The sequence below is a fragment of the Pseudomonas sp. PDM17 genome (assembly GCF_014851985.1).
In the GTDB taxonomy this organism is placed as follows: domain Bacteria; phylum Pseudomonadota; class Gammaproteobacteria; order Pseudomonadales; family Pseudomonadaceae; genus Pseudomonas.
The window spans coordinates 849,055-865,688 of record NZ_JACVAT010000004.1; the positions used below are offsets into that span (position 1 = coordinate 849,055).

Consider the following 16,634-nt stretch of genomic DNA (forward strand, 5'->3'; position numbering starts at 1 on the left):
CTTTGTGGGGCGGATAACCCGTTCCGGGTTACTCGCCCTACAGGTGAGGCGCGGGGTAGGAGTCCACCTCGCGCAGAGGCCTACATCTCGACCACGATCCGCCCTTCGATCTGCCCGGCGCGCATGCGGTCGAGAATGGCGTTGATGTCATCCAGCTTGCCGGAGGCGACGGTGGCCTTCACCAGGCCTTCACCTGCGAAGTCCAGGGCTTCCTGTAGGTCGGCACGGGTGCCGACGATGGAGCCGGTGATGTGCAGGCCCTTGAGCACCACGTCGAAGATCGGCGTGGGGAAATCGCCCGGCGGCAGGCCGACCAGCGACACGGTGCCGCCGCGACGGGCCATGCCGATGCCCTGGCCGAAGGCGCTGTTGGATACCGCCGTGACCAGCACGCCGTGGGCGCCTCCGATATCGCGCTGCACCACCTCGACCGGGTCCTCCTTCTTCGCGTTGACGGTCAGGCTGGCGCCCAGGCGCTTGGCGAGCTCCAGCTTGGCATCATCCACGTCCACCGCCACCACATGCAGGCCCATGGCCTTGGCGTACTGCACGGCCACGTGGCCGAGGCCACCGATTCCGGAGATCGCCACCCACTGGCCGGGGCGCGCGCCGGTTTCCTTCAGGCCCTTGTAGACGGTGACGCCCGCGCAGAGGATCGGCGCGATTTCCAGGAAGCTGACGTCCTTGGGCAGGATGCCGACGTAGTTCGGGTCCGCCAGCACGTATTCGGCATAGCCACCGTTTACCGAATAGCCGGTGTTCTGCTGGCTCTCGCAGAGGGTTTCCCAGCCGGTCAGGCAGTGTTCGCAGCAGCCGCAGGCGGTATACAGCCAGGGCACGCCGACGCGGTCGCCTTCCTTCACGCGGGTGACGCCGGAGCCGACTGCAGCGACGAAACCGACGCCTTCATGGCCGGGAATGAACGGCAGGCTCGGCTTCACCGGCCAGTCGCCTTCGGCGGCGTGCAGGTCGGTGTGGCAGACGCCGGACGCCTCGATCTTCACCAGGATCTGCCCGGGGCCGGGCAGCGGGACTTTGACTTCCTCGATCCGCAGTGGCTCGCCAAAGGCGTGGACGACAGCGGCTTTCATGGTCGTGGGCAGGGTCGTGGACATTGCGCTCGCTCCTTGAAGGGTGAGGGGCCTGCCCCATCCGGGCAGGTTCGTGTCAGACGAGTCTGAGCCTCTGAGCCTAGGCCATCTTGAGCTGCGGCAAGCTTTTCCGAGGTCGTCGCAGGCATCGTCGATGGCGGAATGACGAAATCGGGACCAACGGTCATGCCCAGTGCACTGCGCCACATCCTTTGCGGTATACTGCGCCGCCTTCAAGCCGGCACTGCCCGCCGGTTTGGCCACGTACAAGCCACGCCTCCGACGAGCGTGGCTTGTTGGTTTCTGACGCGCCCAAGAGCGCACTTGAGAGAGGCACGACGATGAGCGCACTGGTTGGCGTGATCATGGGTTCCAAATCCGACTGGAGCACCCTGAGCCACACCGCAGACATGCTGGACAAGCTCGGCATTCCGTATGAAGTGAAGGTGGTCTCCGCCCACCGTACTCCGGACCTGCTCTTCCAGTACGCCGAAGAGGCCGATGGCCGTGGCATCGAAGTGATCATCGCCGGTGCCGGCGGTGCCGCCCACCTGCCGGGCATGTGCGCCGCCAAGACCCACCTGCCGGTCCTCGGCGTGCCGGTACAGTCCTCCATGCTCTCGGGCGTCGATTCGCTGCTGTCCATCGTGCAGATGCCCGCCGGCGTCCCGGTCGCCACCCTGGCCATCGGCAAGGCCGGCGCGACCAACGCAGCCCTGCTTTCCGCCAGCATCCTGGGCGCCAAGTACCCCCAATACCACGAGGCGCTGAAGCAGTTCCGCGCCACCCAGACCGAGACGGTGCTGGACAATCCCGATCCGCGCGAGGCCTGAGTACGACCATGAAGATCGGTGTCATCGGTGGCGGCCAGCTGGGCCGCATGCTGTCCCTGGCGGGTACCCCGCTGGGCATGAACTTCGCCTTCCTCGACCCGGCGCCGGACGCCTGCGCGCAAGCCCTGGGCGAGCACATCCGCGCTGACTACAGCGACCAGGACCACCTGCGCCAGCTGGCCGATGAAGTCGACGTGGTGACCTTCGAGTTCGAGAGCGTGCCGGCCGAGACCGTGGCTTTCCTCTCGCAGTTCGTGCCGGTCTATCCGAACGCCGAGTCGCTGCGCATCGCCCGCGACCGCTGGTTCGAAAAGTCCATGTTCAAGGACCTGGGCATCCCGACCCCGGCCTTCGCCGACGTGCAGTCCCAGGCCGACCTCGACGCCGCGGTAGCCAGCATCGGCCTGCCGGCGGTGATGAAGACCCGCACCCTGGGCTACGACGGCAAGGGCCAGAAGGTCCTGCGCAAGGCCGAGGACGTCACCGGCGCCTTCGCCGAACTGGGCAGCGTGCCGTGCATCCTCGAAGGTTTCGTGCCCTTCACCGGCGAAGTCTCGCTGGTGGCGGTACGCGCCCGCGACGGCGAGACCCGCTTCTACCCGCTGGTGCACAACACCCACGAGAACGGCATCCTGCGCCTCTCCGTGGCGAGTACCGGGCACCCGCTGCAGGCGCTGGCCGAAGACTACGTCGGCCGCGTGCTGGACAAGCTGCAGTACGTTGGCGTGATGGCTTTCGAGTTCTTCGAAGTCGACGGCGGCCTGAAGGCCAACGAAATCGCCCCGCGCGTGCACAACTCCGGCCACTGGACCATCGAAGGTTCCGAGTGCAGCCAGTTCGAGAACCACGTGCGTGCCATCGCCGGCCTGCCGCTGGGCTCGACCGCGAAAGTGGGCGAGAGCGCCATGCTCAACTTCATCGGCGAAGTCCCGCCGGTGGCCGAGGTGCTGAACATCGCCGACTGCCACCTGCACCACTACGGCAAGGCTTTCAAAGCCGGGCGCAAGGTTGGCCACGCCACCCTGCGCAGCGCCGACCTGCCGACCCTGAAGGCGCGCATCGCCGAAGTCGAGGCGCTGATCGCCAAGGCCTGACGGCCCGTCGATCCGGGTGACAGGAGAAAGCCGCGTCAATCGCTGACGCGGCTTTTTTCATGGGCGATCGGCGGAGTGCTGTAAGGCCCACGAAACACTGCGGGTCGCTCTGGCTCGCGGGAATACACGGAACGCGAGGCTTTCCTACACTGTCCCATGACACGCGCGAATACGCCGCGCACATCCCACAAGGAGGGACTGTCATGGGCTTCATCGGAACCATCGTCATCGGCCTGATCGTCGGACTCATCGCACGCTTTCTGAAGCCGGGCGACGACAGCATGGGCTGGATCATGACCATCCTGATCGGCATCGGCGGCTCGCTGCTGGCGACCTACGGCGGCCAGGCGCTCGGCATCTACGCGGCCGGTCAGGCGGCGGGCTTCATCGGCGCGGTGATCGGCGCCATCGTGCTGCTGGTCATTTACGGCCTGATCAAGAAGAATTGACGGTGATTTCCGCCCCTCTCCCGCTCAGGGGGAGGGCGCAGGAAGCCCCTGCCGCCTGTGCCCGACCGGGCCCTTCGAGTCCACGATGCGCCGACCACTGCTCGCCTGCTGTCTGATCCTGCTGACTTCCCTGGCGTCCGCCGCCGAACTTCCCGAAACCGACTGGCTGTCCCTGATGCCGCCGAGCGACCGCAAGGCGCTGGAGGACATGCCGGAAATCACCCACAACGGCCCCGAGGCCAACGGCACCTTCACCAGCAAGGGCGGGCTGAAGCAGTCCGACAAGAAGCTGCCGCAGGTGATGTATTCGACCAGAACCGTGGCCGCGCTGAACGGCAAGGCGTTGCGGCTGGGCGGCTACCCTGTGCCGCTGGAGAACGACGCCAAGGGCCGTGTCACCGAGTTCTTCCTGGTGCCTTACCCGGGCGCCTGCATCCACGTGCCGCCGCCGCCGCCGAACCAGATCGTGCTGGTGCGCTACCCCAAGGGCATTCAGATCGACGATATCTACAACCCGATCTGGGTCAGCGGCACGCTGAAGGTGGAGAAGGTCAGCAATGACCTGGCCGACGCGGCCTACGCCATCGACGACGCCAAGGTGCGGCCGGTGGAAGAGAGCGATCTGTGAAGCGTTTTCGTAGGGCGGGAATGCAGGGCGAATAACCGGGAACGGGTTATCCGCCCTGCAAGGCCATCAGGCCTTCAGCGGCTCGCCCCAGATTTCCACCTTCATCGTCTCGCTGCGCCCCGGCGCGACGCTCATCACGTCGTCCCAGACCCGCGCTGTCTCGATGCAGAGCATGCCCTGCCAGGCGTCGTTCTCGAACTGCGACAGGCGCGCGGCCTTGTCGATCCAGGGGTTCCACACCACCGCCGAGCGCGAGCCGCTGCCCTGGATGTGAATGCCGCGCTCCCAGGCCGGGTCGCGGATCACCAGCGGTTTCTCCACGTCCAGGTAGATGCGGTCGGTTTCGCCGTTGAAGCGCACCAGACCGTGCTGGTCGCGCAGCTCCCATTTCTCCAGGGTTTCCACATAGCGGCAGCCCTGCAGTCCGTCGATGCTGGCCTGGCGCACGTCGCTGACGGCGAAGTAGGTATGCAGCGCCTGGCTGATCGGCAGCGGCGTGTCGCCCAGGTTGTGGGTGGTCATTTCCAGGGTCAGGCGTTCGCCGAAGCGCATCACCAGCTCCAGCCGCGCCGAGTGAGCCCAGCCGGGCAGTCCCTGGCTTGCGTCGTAGCTGAAGTGCACCGACAGCTGGCCCAGCTCGTCGGCGATGTCGTCCAGCTGCCAGTCGAGGGCGCGCACCAGGCCGTGGGCCGGCGGCTTGTCGCTCTGGTAGGCGGTGCGGATGTCCACCGGGTTGCGGTCCAGGTTGCCGAACCACGGCCAGCACACCGGCACGCCGCCGCGCACGGATTGGCCGTGGCGGTACTCGGCGGTCTCGCTCAGCCACACCAGCGGAGGCTGTTCGTGGGGCTGGTAACTGAGCAGTTGCGCACCCTGCTGGGCGATCAGGGCTTCACCATAAGCGGTGTGGATGCGCCAGCAGGACAGTTGATCGATCTGTACCTGCTCGACGCGGGGAGTCTGGATGTCGCTGCTCATGGGGGGCTCCGGGACTGCGCTGCGAAAGTTTCAGTATCACCGATCCTTCGCGCAGCGGGCAGTTCCCGGAGAATGAAAAGATCAGCTCTGGCGCAGGTCTTCGAGCCGTTCGCGCTGCTGACCGTCGGCATCGAGGTTGGCGGCGTCCAGCCAACGTTCGAAGGCCCGCTGGCAACGCGGCCACTCGCTGTCGATGATGGAAAACCACGCGGTATCGCGGTTACGGTCCTTGACCACAGTGGCCTGACGGAAGGTGCCCTCGAAGACGAAGCCCAGGCGCACGGCGGCGCGCATGGAGCGGGCATTGAGCGCGTTGCACTTCCATTCCAGGCGGCGGTAGCCCATTTCGAAGGCCCAGCGGGCCAGCAGGTAGACCGCTTCGGTGGAGGCGGGCGAGCGCTGCATCACGCGGCCGTAGGCGATGTGGCCGATCTCGATGCTGCCGTCCTTCGGGAAGATCCTCAGGTAGCTGAGCAGGCCGACGGCGCGGCCGCTGGTGCGGTCGATCACGGCGAAGAACAGCGGGTCGTTGCTCGCTGCGTTGCCCGCCAGCCAGGCGTCAAAAGGCGCGCGCTCGGGGAAGGGGCCGTAGGGCAGGTAGTCCCACAGCAGCGGATCGGAGTCCGGACCTTGCAGCGCTTGCCACAGATCATCGCCGTGGAGGGTGACGTCCAGGGGCGCCAGGTTGATAGTGCGGCCGGTCAAGGTGCGGCGTTCGGGGCTGGCGGCGGGACGCCAGTTCAGCAGGGGTTGGTCGTTCATCGGCGCTCCGGCTCAGAGGATCTTGCGATACTGGACGAACCCGGAGCGGTCGGCGATCCGGTCATAGAGGAACATGGCGTCGGTGTTGCTCTCGTGGGTCAGCCAGTGCACCCGCGAGGCGCCATTGGCGCGGGCGTCGGCGTAGACGTGCTCGATCAGCTGCGCGCCGATGCCGCCTCCGCGCTGGCCTTCGGCAACGAACAGGTCCTGCAGGTAGACGTAGTCGCCCTGGGTCCAGCAGGAACGGTGGTAGATGAAGTGCACCAAGCCGATGGCCACGCCATCGCGCCAGGCGAGGGCCGCGTGCATCGGTTCGGCCGCATCGAGGAAGCGCTGCCAGGTGATGGCCGTGGTGGCCTCGTCGATGGTGGTCTTGTAGAAGTGCTGGTAGCCCTGCCAGAGCGGCAGCCAGGCGGCGTGATCAGCGGCGCTGATCGGACGGATCTCGACGGCGGAAGACATGCTGACAACCTTGTGTGCGTTGGAATGCTTCCAGACTAGGTCGGGAATTGGTTCTGCTAAAGAGCCATTCATGGTGAAATCAAGGGAACCATTGCCGCCGTCTGGAAGCCGTCTCCATGAGCGTCCCGTTGCCCTTCAACCCCTCCGGTATCCGCCTCGATCCGGCTCGCCCATTGGGCGTACAGCTGTTCCAGGCATTGCGCGAGCGCATCCTCGACGGGCGCCTGGCGGCCCGCTCGCGGCTGCCGGCCAGCCGCGACCTGGCCTCATCGCTGGGGGTTTCGCGCAATACTGTGGTGCGCGCCTACGAGCAGCTCTACGCCGAGGGTTACATCGAAGGCCGCACCGGCGATGGCACCTACGTGGCAGAGCGTGTGCAGCCCTCGGTCGAAGCCGTGCGCAGCGAAACACGCAGCGCAGATGCGCCATCCCTGGAGCGCCTCGCGCGGCACCATCTGCCGCTGCCGCCCACCGGCGCGCCACGGGCGTTCCGGGTCGGCGTGCCGGCCTTCGACCTCTTCCCCTTCGATACCTGGGCGCGGCTGCAGGCGCGCTTCTGGCGTGATCCGCCGCTGGATTGCCTGGGTTACGGCGACCCGGCTGGCGAGCAGCGCCTGCGCGAGCTGGTCGCCGCCTACCTGCGCACCACCCGTGGCCTGCATTGCGACGCCGGGCAGATCATCATTACCAGCGGCGCCCAGCAGGGCATCGCGCTGTGCGCCCAGGTGCTGCTCGCCGAAGGTGACGGCGCGGCCATCGAGAATCCCGGCTACCGCGCCGCCGGCCATGCTTTCGCCACGGCGGGTGCGCGCCTGCATGGTATGCCGGTGGATGCCGATGGCCTGTGCACGGCGCAGCTGGAACAGCTGCCGAACTGCCGGCTGGTCTACGTCACGCCCTCGCACCAGTACCCCACCGGCGTAACCCTGTCGCTGGCGCGGCGACTGGAGCTGCTGGAGTGGGCCGAGCGCAGCGGCGGCTGGATAGTCGAGGACGACTACGACGGCGAGTACCGCTACAGCGGGACGCCGCTGATGCCGCTGGCGGCGCTGGATCGCCATGACCGCGTGCTCTACGTCGGCACCTTCTGCAAGATCGCCTTCCCGGCGCTGCGCCTGGGCTATCTGGTCGTCCCGCCGGCGCTGGCGCAGGCCTTTGCCCGTCGCCGCGCGCTGGACGTGCGGCATTCCGAGGTCGGCACCCAGCGGGTGATGGCGGACTTCATCGCCGAAGGGCATTTCCAGCGTCATGTCCGGCGCATGCGCCGAGCCGCTCGCAGCCGTCGCGACGCTTTGCTGCGCGGTTGGCCGGAGGTGGCTGGCTGCGCGCCGATGCCGGCGGTGGAAGCAGGCTTGCACCTGTGCGTGCGGGTCGACAGCCGCGAACGCGAACTGGAACTGGTGCAGCGCGCGGCGGCGGTTGGTGTCGAGGTGAATGCCCTGAGCGACTACTGGCTGCCGGAGTCCGTCGAGCCGGAGGATCAGCGTGCCGGACTGGTGCTGGGCTTCGCAGCGGTGCCGGAGGCGCGGATCGCTGAGGCGCTCAAGGCGCTGCGCAAGGCTTGGGCGCGAGCGTAGGGCGAATAACCGTTCACGGTTATCCGCCGTCCGAGCTCCGGCGCAGTGGGGCGGCGGATAACGCTTGGGGCGTTATTCGCCCTACGCTCAACTCGGGCTTTCTCCGAGGCTTGTAACTCCCGGCTATTTCCTTAGCTGCCTTACGAAGTTGGCGGGAGCCACTACGCTCCCTAGAATATCGCCCCTCTTGAAAATGCCCCGGAGTCGCCATGAGCCTAGCCCTGTCCACCGTCCCCGAGCGCAAGTCCACAGCGCCCTGGATCGCCTTCCTCCTGCTGCTGGCGGGCGCGCTGTTCCTCGCCCAGGTGGTGAGTGGCCGGCAGGCGTTGCTGTTCCTGGTCGGCGGCGCGCTGGGGCTGACGCTCTACCACGCCGCCTTCGGCTTCACCTCCGCCTGGCGCGTGTTCATCCGTGAACGCCGTGGCGCCGGATTGCGTGCGCAGATGGTGATGCTGGCGCTGGCCGTGCTGCTGTTCTTCCCGGCCCTGGCCGCCGGCACGCTGTTCGGTGAGCCGGTGAAGGGACTGGTCTCGCCCGCCGGTACGTCGGTCATCGTCGGCGCCTTCATTTTCGGCATCGGCATGCAACTGGGTGGCGGCTGCGCTTCCGGCACGCTGTTCACGGTCGGCGGCGGCAACGCGCGGATGCTGGTGACACTGCTGTTCTTCATCGTCGGCTCGGTGGTCGCCACTCACCACATCGGCTGGTGGTTCGCCCTGCCGTCACTGCCGCCGACCTCCATCGTGCAGTCGCTGGGGCTGTTCCCGGCGCTGGCGCTGAGCCTCGTGTTGTTCGCCGCCATTGCCGCCGTCAGCGTGGTGCTGGAGCGACGCCGACATGGCGTGCTGGAGCTGATCGCCAGCAACGGTGAGAAGGGCATCGGCCGGCTCTTCCGGGGGCCCTGGCCGCTGGTATGGGGCGCGGTGGCGCTGGCGCTGTTGAACTTCGCCACGCTGGCGCTGGCCGGGCGTCCGTGGGGCGTCACCTCGGCCTTTGCCCTGTGGGGCGCGAAGGCGTTCGAGAACCTCGGCATCGCTGTCGACCAGTGGGCCTTCTGGCAGGTCGAAGCCAATGCCAAGGCGCTCGCCGCACCGGTCTGGCAGGACGTCACCAGCGTGATGGACTTCGGCATCATGATCGGCGCGCTGCTGGCTGCCGGTCTCGCCGGCCGTTTCGCCCCGAGTCTGAAGATCCCGGCACGCTCGCTGATCGCAGCCGTCATCGGCGGCCTGCTGCTGGGCTACGGCGCGCGCCTGGCCTACGGCTGCAACATCGGCGCGTACTTCAGCGGCATCGCTTCCGGCAGCCTGCACGGCTGGCTGTGGCTGGTGGCGGCGTTCTTCGGCAACGCGGTGGGCGTGCGTCTGCGCCCGATCTTCTTCCCCGCCGAGCGCGTGGAAGCGCGCCTGACCGGCTGCTGAGTCAGGCCGGGCGGGGCGTCTCGCGCTCCGCCCAGTAGGTCTGCCGGTGGCCGCGGGCCTGGTAGTCCTGCGCCAGGGCTTCGGCCTCGGCACGGCTCAGCTGGCGGCGCATGACGAAGCGGTTGCCGTTGTCGTCCAGGCGCAGCAGGCACCAGTCCCGCTCCTCAGGCATTGAAGGTCGAGGTCTTGCGCAGGCGCAGCGCGAGCATGATCAGCAGGGCGCCAAAGAACACCGAGTAGGCGCCGATCACCCAGGCCACGGCGATCGCACCGGCTCCCGGATTGCCGATCATCAGCACGCCGAACAGCACCGATACCGCGCCGGAAAGCCCCAGCCACCATTCGTTCTGCAGCGCCTTGCGCAGGCGGATTGCGGCGATGATCTGCAGCACGCCCATCACCAGCGCCCAGCCGGCGATCAGCATCAGCAGGCCCAGCGCGGTCAGCTGCGGCCAGAGGAAGGCGACCAGCCCGGCGGCGATCCCCAGCAAGCCCACCAGCACCAGCGGCCACAGCGGCCGGCCGGATTCGCGCATCTGTGCGGCGGCGATCAGGGTGAACAAGCCGTCGACGAAGGCATAGGCGCCGAAGAACAGCACCATCACGGTCAGCACGATGCCCGGCCAGACCATGGCCAGGATGCCGAACAGCAGGGCAGCGACCCCGCGCAGGGCGATCCATTTCCAGTGGCGGCCCAGGGCTTGCCAGAGCGGGTGTTGCGACATGGCGGCGATCCTCGCGAGGGGGTATGGCTGAAACCATAGTCGCTGGTGCGCGGCGCGGGCCCTGACGTGGGGCAAAAGAAAGCCCGGCACGGGCCGGGCTGTGAAAGGCCCGTCGCAACGGGCAGGTGCCGTCAGGCGACGTCACCGGGGAGAGCGGCTGCGACACATCCGGCGCGGATTCTGCGATCCTTGCCGGTGGCGTAGCGATGAACGGTACAGGCCCCGCCATGCGGGCGCCTCGGAGGACTTGATGCAACGCAGCATATTCTTAGTTGATTGAGCGTTCAATAAAAAACGAATAGACTGGCCCACATTATCGCCGGACGGCACAGGTACGCCCGGCGAAGAGGAGATTGAAAAATGCCCAAGGTCGGTATGCAGCCGATTCGCCGCTCCCAGCTGATCCACGCGACCCTCGAGGCGGTGGACCAGGTGGGCATGAGCGACGCCAGCATCGCCCTGATCGCCCGCCTGGCGGGGGTCTCCAACGGCATCATCAGCCACTACTTCCAGGACAAGAACGGGCTGCTGGACGCGACGATGCGACATTTGATGTCGGCATTGAGCAAGGCCGTCGCCGAGCGCCGCGCTACCTTGCGCAACGACGAACCGCGCTCGCACCTGCGGGCCATCATCGCCGGCAACTTCGACAGCTCGCAGGTCAACGGCCCGGCCATGAAGACCTGGCTGGCGTTCTGGGCCAGCAGCATGCACCAGCCCCAGCTGCGCCGCCTGCAGAGGATCAACGATCACCGGCTGTATTCGAACCTGTGCAGCCAGTTCCGCCGCGAACTGCCGCTGGCCCAGGCCCGCAGCGCTGCTCGCGGCCTGGCCGCGCTGATCGACGGCCTCTGGCTGCGGGGCGCGCTCTCGGGCGATGCCTTCGACACCGAGCAGGCGTTGGCGATTGCCTACGACTATCTCGACCAACAACTGGCCAAGCGCCCCGGATAGCGGGCGCAGCCTTGCGCTGACACCGACAAGAGAGGACCACCGCACCATGGCTCGATTCGAAGTACAGAACCTCTACATTGGCGGTCGCTACGTGGAAGCCACCAGCGGCGCCACCTTCGAGACCATCAATCCGGCCAACGGTGAAGTCCTCGCCCAGGTACAACGCGCCTCGAAGGAAGACGTCGAGCGCGCCGTGCAGGCGGCGGTGGAAGGGCAGAAAGTCTGGGCGGCGATGACCGCCATGCAGCGCTCGCGCATCCTGCGTCGCGCCGTGGACATCCTCCGCGAGCGCAATGACGAGCTCGCCGAGCTGGAAACCCTCGACACCGGCAAGCCGCTGGCCGAGACCCGCTTCGTCGACATCGTCACCGGCGCCGACGTGCTCGAGTACTACGCCGGTCTGGTGCCCGCCATCGAGGGCGAGCAGATCCCGCTGCGCGACACCAGCTTCGTCTATACCCGCCGCGAGCCGCTGGGCGTGGTCGCCGGCATCGGCGCCTGGAACTACCCGATCCAGATCGCCCTGTGGAAATCCGCCCCGGCCCTGGCCGCGGGCAACGCGATGATCTTCAAGCCCAGCGAAGTCACCCCGCTGACCGCGCTGAAGCTGGCCGAGGTCTACACCCAGGCCGGCCTGCCCGATGGCGTGTTCAACGTGCTCACCGGCAGCGGCCGCGAAGTCGGCCAGTGGCTGACCGAACACCCGCTGATCGAGAAGATTTCCTTCACAGGTGGCACCTCCACCGGCAAGAAGGTCATGGCCAGCGCTTCCAGTTCCTCGCTCAAGGAAGTGACCATGGAGTTGGGCGGCAAGTCGCCGCTGATCATCTTCGAGGACGCCAACCTCGACCGTGCCGCCGATATCGCCGTCATGGCCAACTTCTTCAGCTCCGGCCAGGTCTGCACCAACGGCACCCGCGTGTTCATCCCGCGCAACCTGCAGGCGCGCTTCGAGGCCAAGGTGCTGGAGCGCGTGAAGCGCATCCGCCTGGGCAACCCGCAGGACGAGAACACCAACTTCGGCCCGCTGGTGAGCTTCCCGCACATGGAGAGCGTTCTCTCCTACATCGAGTCCGGCAAGGAGCAGAAGGCCCGCCTGCTGTGCGGTGGCGAGCGCGTCACCCAGGGCGAGTTCGGCAAGGGCGCGTATGTCGCGCCGACCGTGTTCACCGACTGCCGTGACGACATGACCATCGTCCGCGAGGAAATCTTCGGGCCGGTCATGAGCATCCTCGTATACGACACCGAAGACGAGGCCATCCGCCGCGCCAACGACACCGAGTACGGCCTCGCCGCCGGCGTCGTGACCCAGGACCTGGCCCGCGCGCACCGGGCGATCCACCGCCTGGAAGCGGGCATCTGCTGGATCAACACCTGGGGCGAGTCGCCGGCCGAGATGCCGGTTGGCGGATACAAGCAATCGGGTGTCGGTCGTGAGAACGGCCTGACCACCCTGGCTCACTACACTCGCATCAAATCCGTACAGGTAGAGCTGGGCGACTACACCTCGGTGTTCTGATCGCCGCGATCGAGCCATGAAAGGCCGGTCGCAGGCATGACTCCCTGACCACCGGCCATTCCCAACACGCAGACACCGGCGCGCACGCGTCGCGGGCGGTGTCGTGCCTGAAAAAGAGGAAGGCCTGCATGTCCCAGGAATACGACTACATCATCATCGGCGCGGGTTCGGCCGGTAACGTACTGGCTACCCGCCTGACCGAGGACGCCGACGTCAGCGTCCTGCTGCTCGAAGCCGGTGGTCCGGACTACCGCGCCGACTTCCGCACGCAGATGCCTGCGGCGCTGGCCTACCCGCTGCAGGGCCGTCGCTACAACTGGGCGTATCTGACCGACCCGGAGCCGCACATGAACAACCGCCGCATGGAGTGCGGGCGCGGCAAGGGCCTGGGCGGTTCCTCGCTGATCAACGGCATGTGCTACATCCGCGGTAATGCCATGGACTTCGATGGCTGGGCGCAGGAGAAGGGCCTGGAAGACTGGACCTACCTCGACTGCCTGCCGTACTTCCGCAAGGCCGAGACCCGCGACATCGGCCCCAACGACTACCACGGCGGCAGCGGCCCGGTGAGCGTCACCACGCCCAAGGCGGGCAACAACCCACTGTTCCATGCCATGGTCGAAGCCGGTGTGCAGGCCGGTTACCCACGTACCGAGGACCTCAACGGCTACCAGCAGGAAGGCTTCGGTCCGATGGACCGCACCGTCACCCCGCAAGGACGGCGCGCCAGTACTGCCCGTGGCTACCTGGACCAGGCCCGCGAGCGGCCGAACCTGACCATCGTCACCCACGCGCTGACCGACCGCATCCTGTTCAGTGGCAAACGTGCCATTGGCGCGACCTATCTGCATGGCGATGACAACGCGCTGAAGGACGTCCGCGCACGCCGCGAAGTGCTGGTGTGCTCGGGTGCCATCGCTTCTCCGCAACTGCTGCAGCGCTCCGGCGTCGGCCCGTCGGCGCTGCTGCGCGACCAGGGCATCGAGGTCGTGCATGACCTGCCTGGCGTCGGCCAGAACCTCCAGGACCACCTGGAGATGTACCTGCAGTACGCCTGCAAGCAGCCGGTGTCGCTGTACCCGGCGCTGCAATGGTGGAACCAGCCGCAGATCGGCGCCCAGTGGATGTTCCTCGGTACAGGGCTGGGCGCGAGCAACCAGTTCGAGGCGGGCGGTTTCATCCGCAGTCGCCCGGAATTCGAGTGGCCGAACATCCAGTACCACTTCCTGCCGGTGGCGATTAACTACAACGGCAGCAACGCGGTGAGCGAGCACGGCTTCCAGGCTCACGTCGGCTCCATGCGCTCTCCCAGCCGCGGGCGGATCAACGTGACCTCCCGCGATCCGCGCAAGCACCCGAGCATCCTGTTCAACTACATGTCCTGCGAGCAGGACTGGCAGGAGTTCCGCGATGCGATCCGGATCACCCGCGAGATCATGAACCAGCCGGCGCTCGACCCCTATCGCGGCCGCGAGATCAGCCCGGGCCTGGACAAGCAGAGCGACGCCGACCTCGACGCCTTCGTCCGTGAACATGCGGAAACGGCCTTCCACCCTTCCTGCTCCTGCAAGATGGGCGACGACGACATGGCGGTGGTCGATGGCGAAGGCCGTGTGCACGGCATGGAAGGGCTGCGGGTGATCGATGCGTCGATCATGCCGCTGATCATCACCGGCAACCTCAACGCCACCACCATCATGATGGCCGAGAAGCTCGCCGATAAGGTGCGCGGTCGCCCGTCGCTGCCTCGCAGCACCGCCGACTACTTCAAGGCCGAAGGTGCGCCGGTGCGTGGAAAGCCGCAGCGCTGATTCTGAATGATAGAAACGAAAACGTCGGCGAGATTGCCGGCGTTTTCAGTTTTCAGTTTTCAGTTTTCAGTTTTCAGTTTTCAGTTTTCAGCCGCGACGCGGCGGAACCGGTCGGGTGCGCCCGCTACCGTCGATGGCAACGAAGACGAACACCGCCTCGGTGACCTTGCGCCATTCGCTGGACAGCGGGTCATCGCTCCATACCTCGACCAGCATGCGGATAGAGCTGCGGCCCACTTCCAGGGTCTGGGTATAGAAGGAGAGCTGCGCGCCGACAGCGACCGGAACCAGGAAGGCCATGCGGTCGATGGCTACCGTGGCCACGCGGCCTCCGGCGATGCGGCTGGACATGGCGGTTCCGGCGAGATCCATCTGCGCCACCAGCCAGCCACCGAAGATGTCGCCAAAGCCGTTGGTCTCGCGCGGCAGGGCGGTGATCTGCAAGGCCAGGTCGCCTTGCGGGATAGGATCTTCTTGTTCGAGCTCGATCATAGGTAAGGGCCTCTTGCCCCCGGCGTACTCATGGTGAGGGTATGGAAAAACTCTCCCAAGACACCTGCCGGCGCAAGGCCTTGGGACAGCTTTTGATCGGCCTGCCCGCATTATATAGAGGGAGGGCCGGCGCGACGACCGCAGGATAGGGTGAAATTCCCGCGGGCGCGGCCGCTGTGTCGCCTCCGCGCAATTTGCTATGGTGCGGCACCTGCGGCTGCTGGCCGCAGCCTCCTTGCCTGCAGAGATAACAAGCACCATGCCTTCTGTGAACGCTCCTGCCGCGCCCGCGTCACGTCCGTTGACCCGTAGCGACTACAAGACTCTTTCGCTGTCCGCCCTGGGCGGCGCCCTTGAGTTCTACGACTTCATCATCTTCGTGTTCTTCGCCACCGTGGTCGGCAAGCTGTTCTTCCCCGCCGACATGCCCGACTGGCTGCGCCAGTTGCAGACTTTCGGCCTGTTCGCCGCCGGTTACCTGGCCCGTCCGCTGGGTGGGGTGGTGATGGCCCACTTCGGCGACCTGCTGGGCCGCAAGAAGATGTTCACCCTGAGCATCTTCCTGATGGCCGTTCCTACGCTGATCATGGGCTTGCTGCCCACCTACGCGCAGATCGGAATCTGGGCGCCGCTGGCGCTCCTGCTGCTGCGCGTCATCCAGGGCGCCGCCATCGGTGGTGAGGTCCCGGGTGCCTGGGTGTTCGTTGCCGAGCACGTCCCCCATCGTCACGTGGGCTATGCCTGCGGCACGCTCACGTCGGGTCTGACCGCGGGCATCCTCATCGGTTCGCTGGTGGCGACCCTGATCAACAGCGTCTACAGCGCCGAGGAAGTGCAGGGCTACGCCTGGCGTATCCCGTTCCTGCTGGGCGGCATCTTCGGTCTGTTCTCCGTCTACCTGCGCCGCTGGCTGCACGAGACGCCGGTATTCGCCGAACTGCAACTGCGCAAGCAACTGGCCGATGAGGTGCCGCTGGGTGTGGTGGTGCGTGAGCATCGCCCGGCCATCGTGCTGTCCATGCTACTGACCTGGGTGCTGTCCGCCGGCATCGTGGTGGTGATCCTGATGACCCCGTCGGTGCTGCAAACTGTCTATGGGTTCGATGCTGCCACGTCGCTGAAGGCCAATAGCGTGGCTATCGTCTGCCTGAGCGTCGGCTGCATCCTGGCCGGGCGTCTCGCCGACCGTTTCGGCGCGGGCCGCACCTTCATATATGGAAGCATCCTGCTGGGCGTCGTCTCCTGGACCTTCTACACCAGTCTCAAGGCGCATCCGGACTGGCTGTTCCCGCTGTATGCGGTCACCGGCCTGTGCGTCGGCGTCATCGGTGCGGTGCCTTACGTGATGGTCAACGCCTTCCCGGCGGTGGTGCGTTTCACCGGTCTGTCCTTCTCCTACAACCTGGCCTACGCCATCTTCGGCGGCCTGACGCCCATGGTGGTTGCCCTTCTGATGAAGGAAGACCCGCTGGGCCCAGCTTATTATGTAGTGGCGCTGTGCGTGGTAGGCCTGCTGGTCGGTGCCTACCTGTTGCGCCAGGAGCGCAGGTTGGTAGGGCAGGGAATGGCCATAAACTGATCGGTAGGACAGTTTTTTGCGAAAAGATTAAATTAGTCGTTGACGACCGATTTAAACTCCCTATAATGCGCACCACTCCCAGCGACGAAGCGCTGAAAGAACTTGAAAATCAAGTACTTACAGAGATTCTAGGTTGAGGGTGGTGGTCAGGCAGGTGATTCACTTGCCGCTCTTCATTAGCTGCTCCGGCAGCGAGCTGAAAAGAAGATCGCCGAGGTGGTTGACAGCGAGTTTGATCGCTGTAGAATGCGCCTCCCGC

At 66.2% G+C, this 16,634-nt stretch carries 17 protein-coding genes; 10 read left to right on the plus strand and 7 right to left on the minus strand.

Annotated features, from left to right (window positions below):
• Positions 1 to 80 precede the first annotated feature (80 nt).
• Positions 81 to 1,115, minus strand: a complete 1,035-nt coding sequence (gene adhP / locus IB256_RS18165) for an alcohol dehydrogenase AdhP (RefSeq protein ID WP_192294654.1) — start codon at positions 1,113 to 1,115, stop codon at positions 81 to 83.
• A 317-nt stretch (positions 1,116 to 1,432) separates the two neighbouring features.
• Between adhP and purE the strand changes: the two genes are divergently transcribed.
• The 4 genes from purE to IB256_RS18185 all read left to right on the plus strand — a co-directional run bounded on the left by purE (position 1,433) and on the right by IB256_RS18185 (position 4,095).
• The gene (gene purE / locus IB256_RS18170; protein ID WP_017521570.1) at positions 1,433 to 1,924 is read left to right on the plus strand and encodes a 5-(carboxyamino)imidazole ribonucleotide mutase; all 492 of its coding nucleotides are present in this window, start codon (positions 1,433 to 1,435) and stop codon (positions 1,922 to 1,924) included.
• An 8-nt stretch (positions 1,925 to 1,932) separates the two neighbouring features.
• Positions 1,933 to 3,018 carry a 5-(carboxyamino)imidazole ribonucleotide synthase gene (locus IB256_RS18175; protein WP_192403538.1) on the plus strand — a complete coding sequence of 362 codons (1,086 nt, stop codon included), beginning with the start codon at positions 1,933 to 1,935 and terminating at the stop codon, positions 3,016 to 3,018.
• Between the two features lie 203 nt (positions 3,019 to 3,221).
• Positions 3,222 to 3,467 carry a GlsB/YeaQ/YmgE family stress response membrane protein gene (locus tag IB256_RS18180; protein WP_081519143.1) on the plus strand — a complete coding sequence of 82 codons (246 nt, stop codon included), beginning with the start codon at positions 3,222 to 3,224 and terminating at the stop codon, positions 3,465 to 3,467.
• An 85-nt stretch (positions 3,468 to 3,552) separates the two neighbouring features.
• Complete coding sequence (locus IB256_RS18185) at positions 3,553 to 4,095, plus strand: DUF3299 domain-containing protein (protein WP_151188746.1); 543 nt, start codon at positions 3,553 to 3,555, stop codon at positions 4,093 to 4,095.
• 66 nt (positions 4,096 to 4,161) lie between these two features.
• Here IB256_RS18185 and IB256_RS18190 read toward each other — a convergent pair whose 3' ends face one another.
• The 3 genes from IB256_RS18190 to IB256_RS18200 all read right to left on the minus strand — a co-directional run bounded on the left by IB256_RS18190 (position 4,162) and on the right by IB256_RS18200 (position 6,297).
• Entirely contained in the window at positions 4,162 to 5,073 is a 912-nt protein-coding gene (locus IB256_RS18190) for a D-hexose-6-phosphate mutarotase (RefSeq protein ID WP_192403540.1), read from the minus strand.
• An 81-nt stretch (positions 5,074 to 5,154) separates the two neighbouring features.
• Positions 5,155 to 5,835 (minus strand): GNAT family N-acetyltransferase, encoded by a 681-nt coding sequence (locus tag IB256_RS18195; protein WP_192294659.1) that lies wholly within the window; start codon positions 5,833 to 5,835, stop codon positions 5,155 to 5,157.
• A 12-nt stretch (positions 5,836 to 5,847) separates the two neighbouring features.
• Entirely contained in the window at positions 5,848 to 6,297 is a 450-nt protein-coding gene (locus IB256_RS18200; RefSeq protein ID WP_192403542.1) for a GNAT family N-acetyltransferase, read from the minus strand.
• A 116-nt stretch (positions 6,298 to 6,413) separates the two neighbouring features.
• Here IB256_RS18200 and IB256_RS18205 point away from each other — a divergent pair, with 116 nt between their 5' ends.
• Positions 6,414 to 7,874, plus strand: coding sequence for a PLP-dependent aminotransferase family protein (locus IB256_RS18205; RefSeq protein ID WP_192294663.1), 1,461 nt, complete (start codon positions 6,414 to 6,416; stop codon positions 7,872 to 7,874).
• Positions 7,875 to 8,083: 209 nt separating this feature from the next.
• Positions 8,084 to 9,295: a YeeE/YedE family protein gene (locus IB256_RS18210; protein WP_192294665.1), complete on the plus strand. Its 1,212-nt coding sequence runs from the start codon at positions 8,084 to 8,086 to the stop codon at positions 9,293 to 9,295.
• 1 nt (position 9,296) lies between these two features.
• Here the strand turns inward: IB256_RS18210 and IB256_RS18215 are convergent, their stop codons facing one another.
• Positions 9,297 to 9,467 (minus strand): hypothetical protein, encoded by a 171-nt coding sequence (locus IB256_RS18215; RefSeq protein ID WP_167523245.1) that lies wholly within the window; start codon positions 9,465 to 9,467, stop codon positions 9,297 to 9,299.
• Positions 9,460 to 10,020: an HdeD family acid-resistance protein gene (locus tag IB256_RS18220; protein WP_151188742.1), complete on the minus strand. Its 561-nt coding sequence runs from the start codon at positions 10,018 to 10,020 to the stop codon at positions 9,460 to 9,462. The genes IB256_RS18215 and IB256_RS18220 overlap by 8 nt, the downstream gene beginning before the upstream one ends.
• A 360-nt stretch (positions 10,021 to 10,380) precedes the next feature.
• On the opposite strand from IB256_RS18220, the gene betI reads away from it, so the two are divergent.
• From betI to betA, 3 genes are all read left to right on the plus strand, one after another.
• On the plus strand, positions 10,381 to 10,974 hold the full coding sequence (gene betI / locus IB256_RS18225) for a transcriptional regulator BetI (RefSeq protein ID WP_054909619.1): 594 nt from the start codon (positions 10,381 to 10,383) through the stop codon (positions 10,972 to 10,974).
• 46 nt (positions 10,975 to 11,020) lie between these two features.
• Positions 11,021 to 12,493 carry a betaine-aldehyde dehydrogenase gene (betB, locus tag IB256_RS18230; protein ID WP_192403544.1) on the plus strand — a complete coding sequence of 491 codons (1,473 nt, stop codon included), beginning with the start codon at positions 11,021 to 11,023 and terminating at the stop codon, positions 12,491 to 12,493.
• Positions 12,494 to 12,621: 128 nt separating this feature from the next.
• On the plus strand, positions 12,622 to 14,304 hold the full coding sequence (gene betA / locus IB256_RS18235; protein ID WP_192294675.1) for a choline dehydrogenase: 1,683 nt from the start codon (positions 12,622 to 12,624) through the stop codon (positions 14,302 to 14,304).
• A gap of 87 nt (positions 14,305 to 14,391) precedes the next feature.
• Here the strand turns inward: betA and IB256_RS18240 are convergent, their stop codons facing one another.
• Positions 14,392 to 14,796 carry an acyl-CoA thioesterase gene (locus IB256_RS18240; RefSeq protein WP_017521585.1) on the minus strand — a complete coding sequence of 135 codons (405 nt, stop codon included), beginning with the start codon at positions 14,794 to 14,796 and terminating at the stop codon, positions 14,392 to 14,394.
• 259 nt (positions 14,797 to 15,055) lie between these two features.
• Here IB256_RS18240 and IB256_RS18245 point away from each other — a divergent pair, with 259 nt between their 5' ends.
• On the plus strand, positions 15,056 to 16,375 hold the full coding sequence (locus IB256_RS18245; protein WP_192294677.1) for an MFS transporter: 1,320 nt from the start codon (positions 15,056 to 15,058) through the stop codon (positions 16,373 to 16,375).
• Positions 16,376 to 16,634 lie beyond the last annotated feature (259 nt).

Excerpts from the sequence above, each read along its gene's own strand:
- adhP (WP_192294654.1), bottom strand. The coding sequence starts at position 1,115 with ATGTCCACGACCCTGCCCACGACCATGAAAGCCGCTGTCGTCCACGCC.
- purE (WP_017521570.1), top strand. The coding sequence starts at position 1,433 with ATGAGCGCACTGGTTGGCGTGATCATGGGTTCCAAATCCGACTGGAGC.
- IB256_RS18175 (WP_192403538.1), top strand. The coding sequence starts at position 1,933 with ATGAAGATCGGTGTCATCGGTGGCGGCCAGCTGGGCCGCATGCTGTCC.
- IB256_RS18180 (WP_081519143.1), top strand. The coding sequence starts at position 3,222 with ATGGGCTTCATCGGAACCATCGTCATCGGCCTGATCGTCGGACTCATC.
- IB256_RS18185 (WP_151188746.1), top strand. The coding sequence starts at position 3,553 with ATGCGCCGACCACTGCTCGCCTGCTGTCTGATCCTGCTGACTTCCCTG.
- IB256_RS18190 (WP_192403540.1), bottom strand. The coding sequence starts at position 5,073 with ATGAGCAGCGACATCCAGACTCCCCGCGTCGAGCAGGTACAGATCGAT.
- IB256_RS18195 (WP_192294659.1), bottom strand. The coding sequence starts at position 5,835 with ATGAACGACCAACCCCTGCTGAACTGGCGTCCCGCCGCCAGCCCCGAA.
- IB256_RS18200 (WP_192403542.1), bottom strand. The coding sequence starts at position 6,297 with ATGTCTTCCGCCGTCGAGATCCGTCCGATCAGCGCCGCTGATCACGCC.
- IB256_RS18205 (WP_192294663.1), top strand. The coding sequence starts at position 6,414 with ATGAGCGTCCCGTTGCCCTTCAACCCCTCCGGTATCCGCCTCGATCCG.
- IB256_RS18210 (WP_192294665.1), top strand. The coding sequence starts at position 8,084 with ATGAGCCTAGCCCTGTCCACCGTCCCCGAGCGCAAGTCCACAGCGCCC.
- IB256_RS18215 (WP_167523245.1), bottom strand. The coding sequence starts at position 9,467 with ATGCCTGAGGAGCGGGACTGGTGCCTGCTGCGCCTGGACGACAACGGC.
- IB256_RS18220 (WP_151188742.1), bottom strand. The coding sequence starts at position 10,020 with ATGTCGCAACACCCGCTCTGGCAAGCCCTGGGCCGCCACTGGAAATGG.
- betI (WP_054909619.1), top strand. The coding sequence starts at position 10,381 with ATGCCCAAGGTCGGTATGCAGCCGATTCGCCGCTCCCAGCTGATCCAC.
- betB (WP_192403544.1), top strand. The coding sequence starts at position 11,021 with ATGGCTCGATTCGAAGTACAGAACCTCTACATTGGCGGTCGCTACGTG.
- betA (WP_192294675.1), top strand. The coding sequence starts at position 12,622 with ATGTCCCAGGAATACGACTACATCATCATCGGCGCGGGTTCGGCCGGT.
- IB256_RS18240 (WP_017521585.1), bottom strand. The coding sequence starts at position 14,796 with ATGATCGAGCTCGAACAAGAAGATCCTATCCCGCAAGGCGACCTGGCC.
- IB256_RS18245 (WP_192294677.1), top strand. The coding sequence starts at position 15,056 with ATGCCTTCTGTGAACGCTCCTGCCGCGCCCGCGTCACGTCCGTTGACC.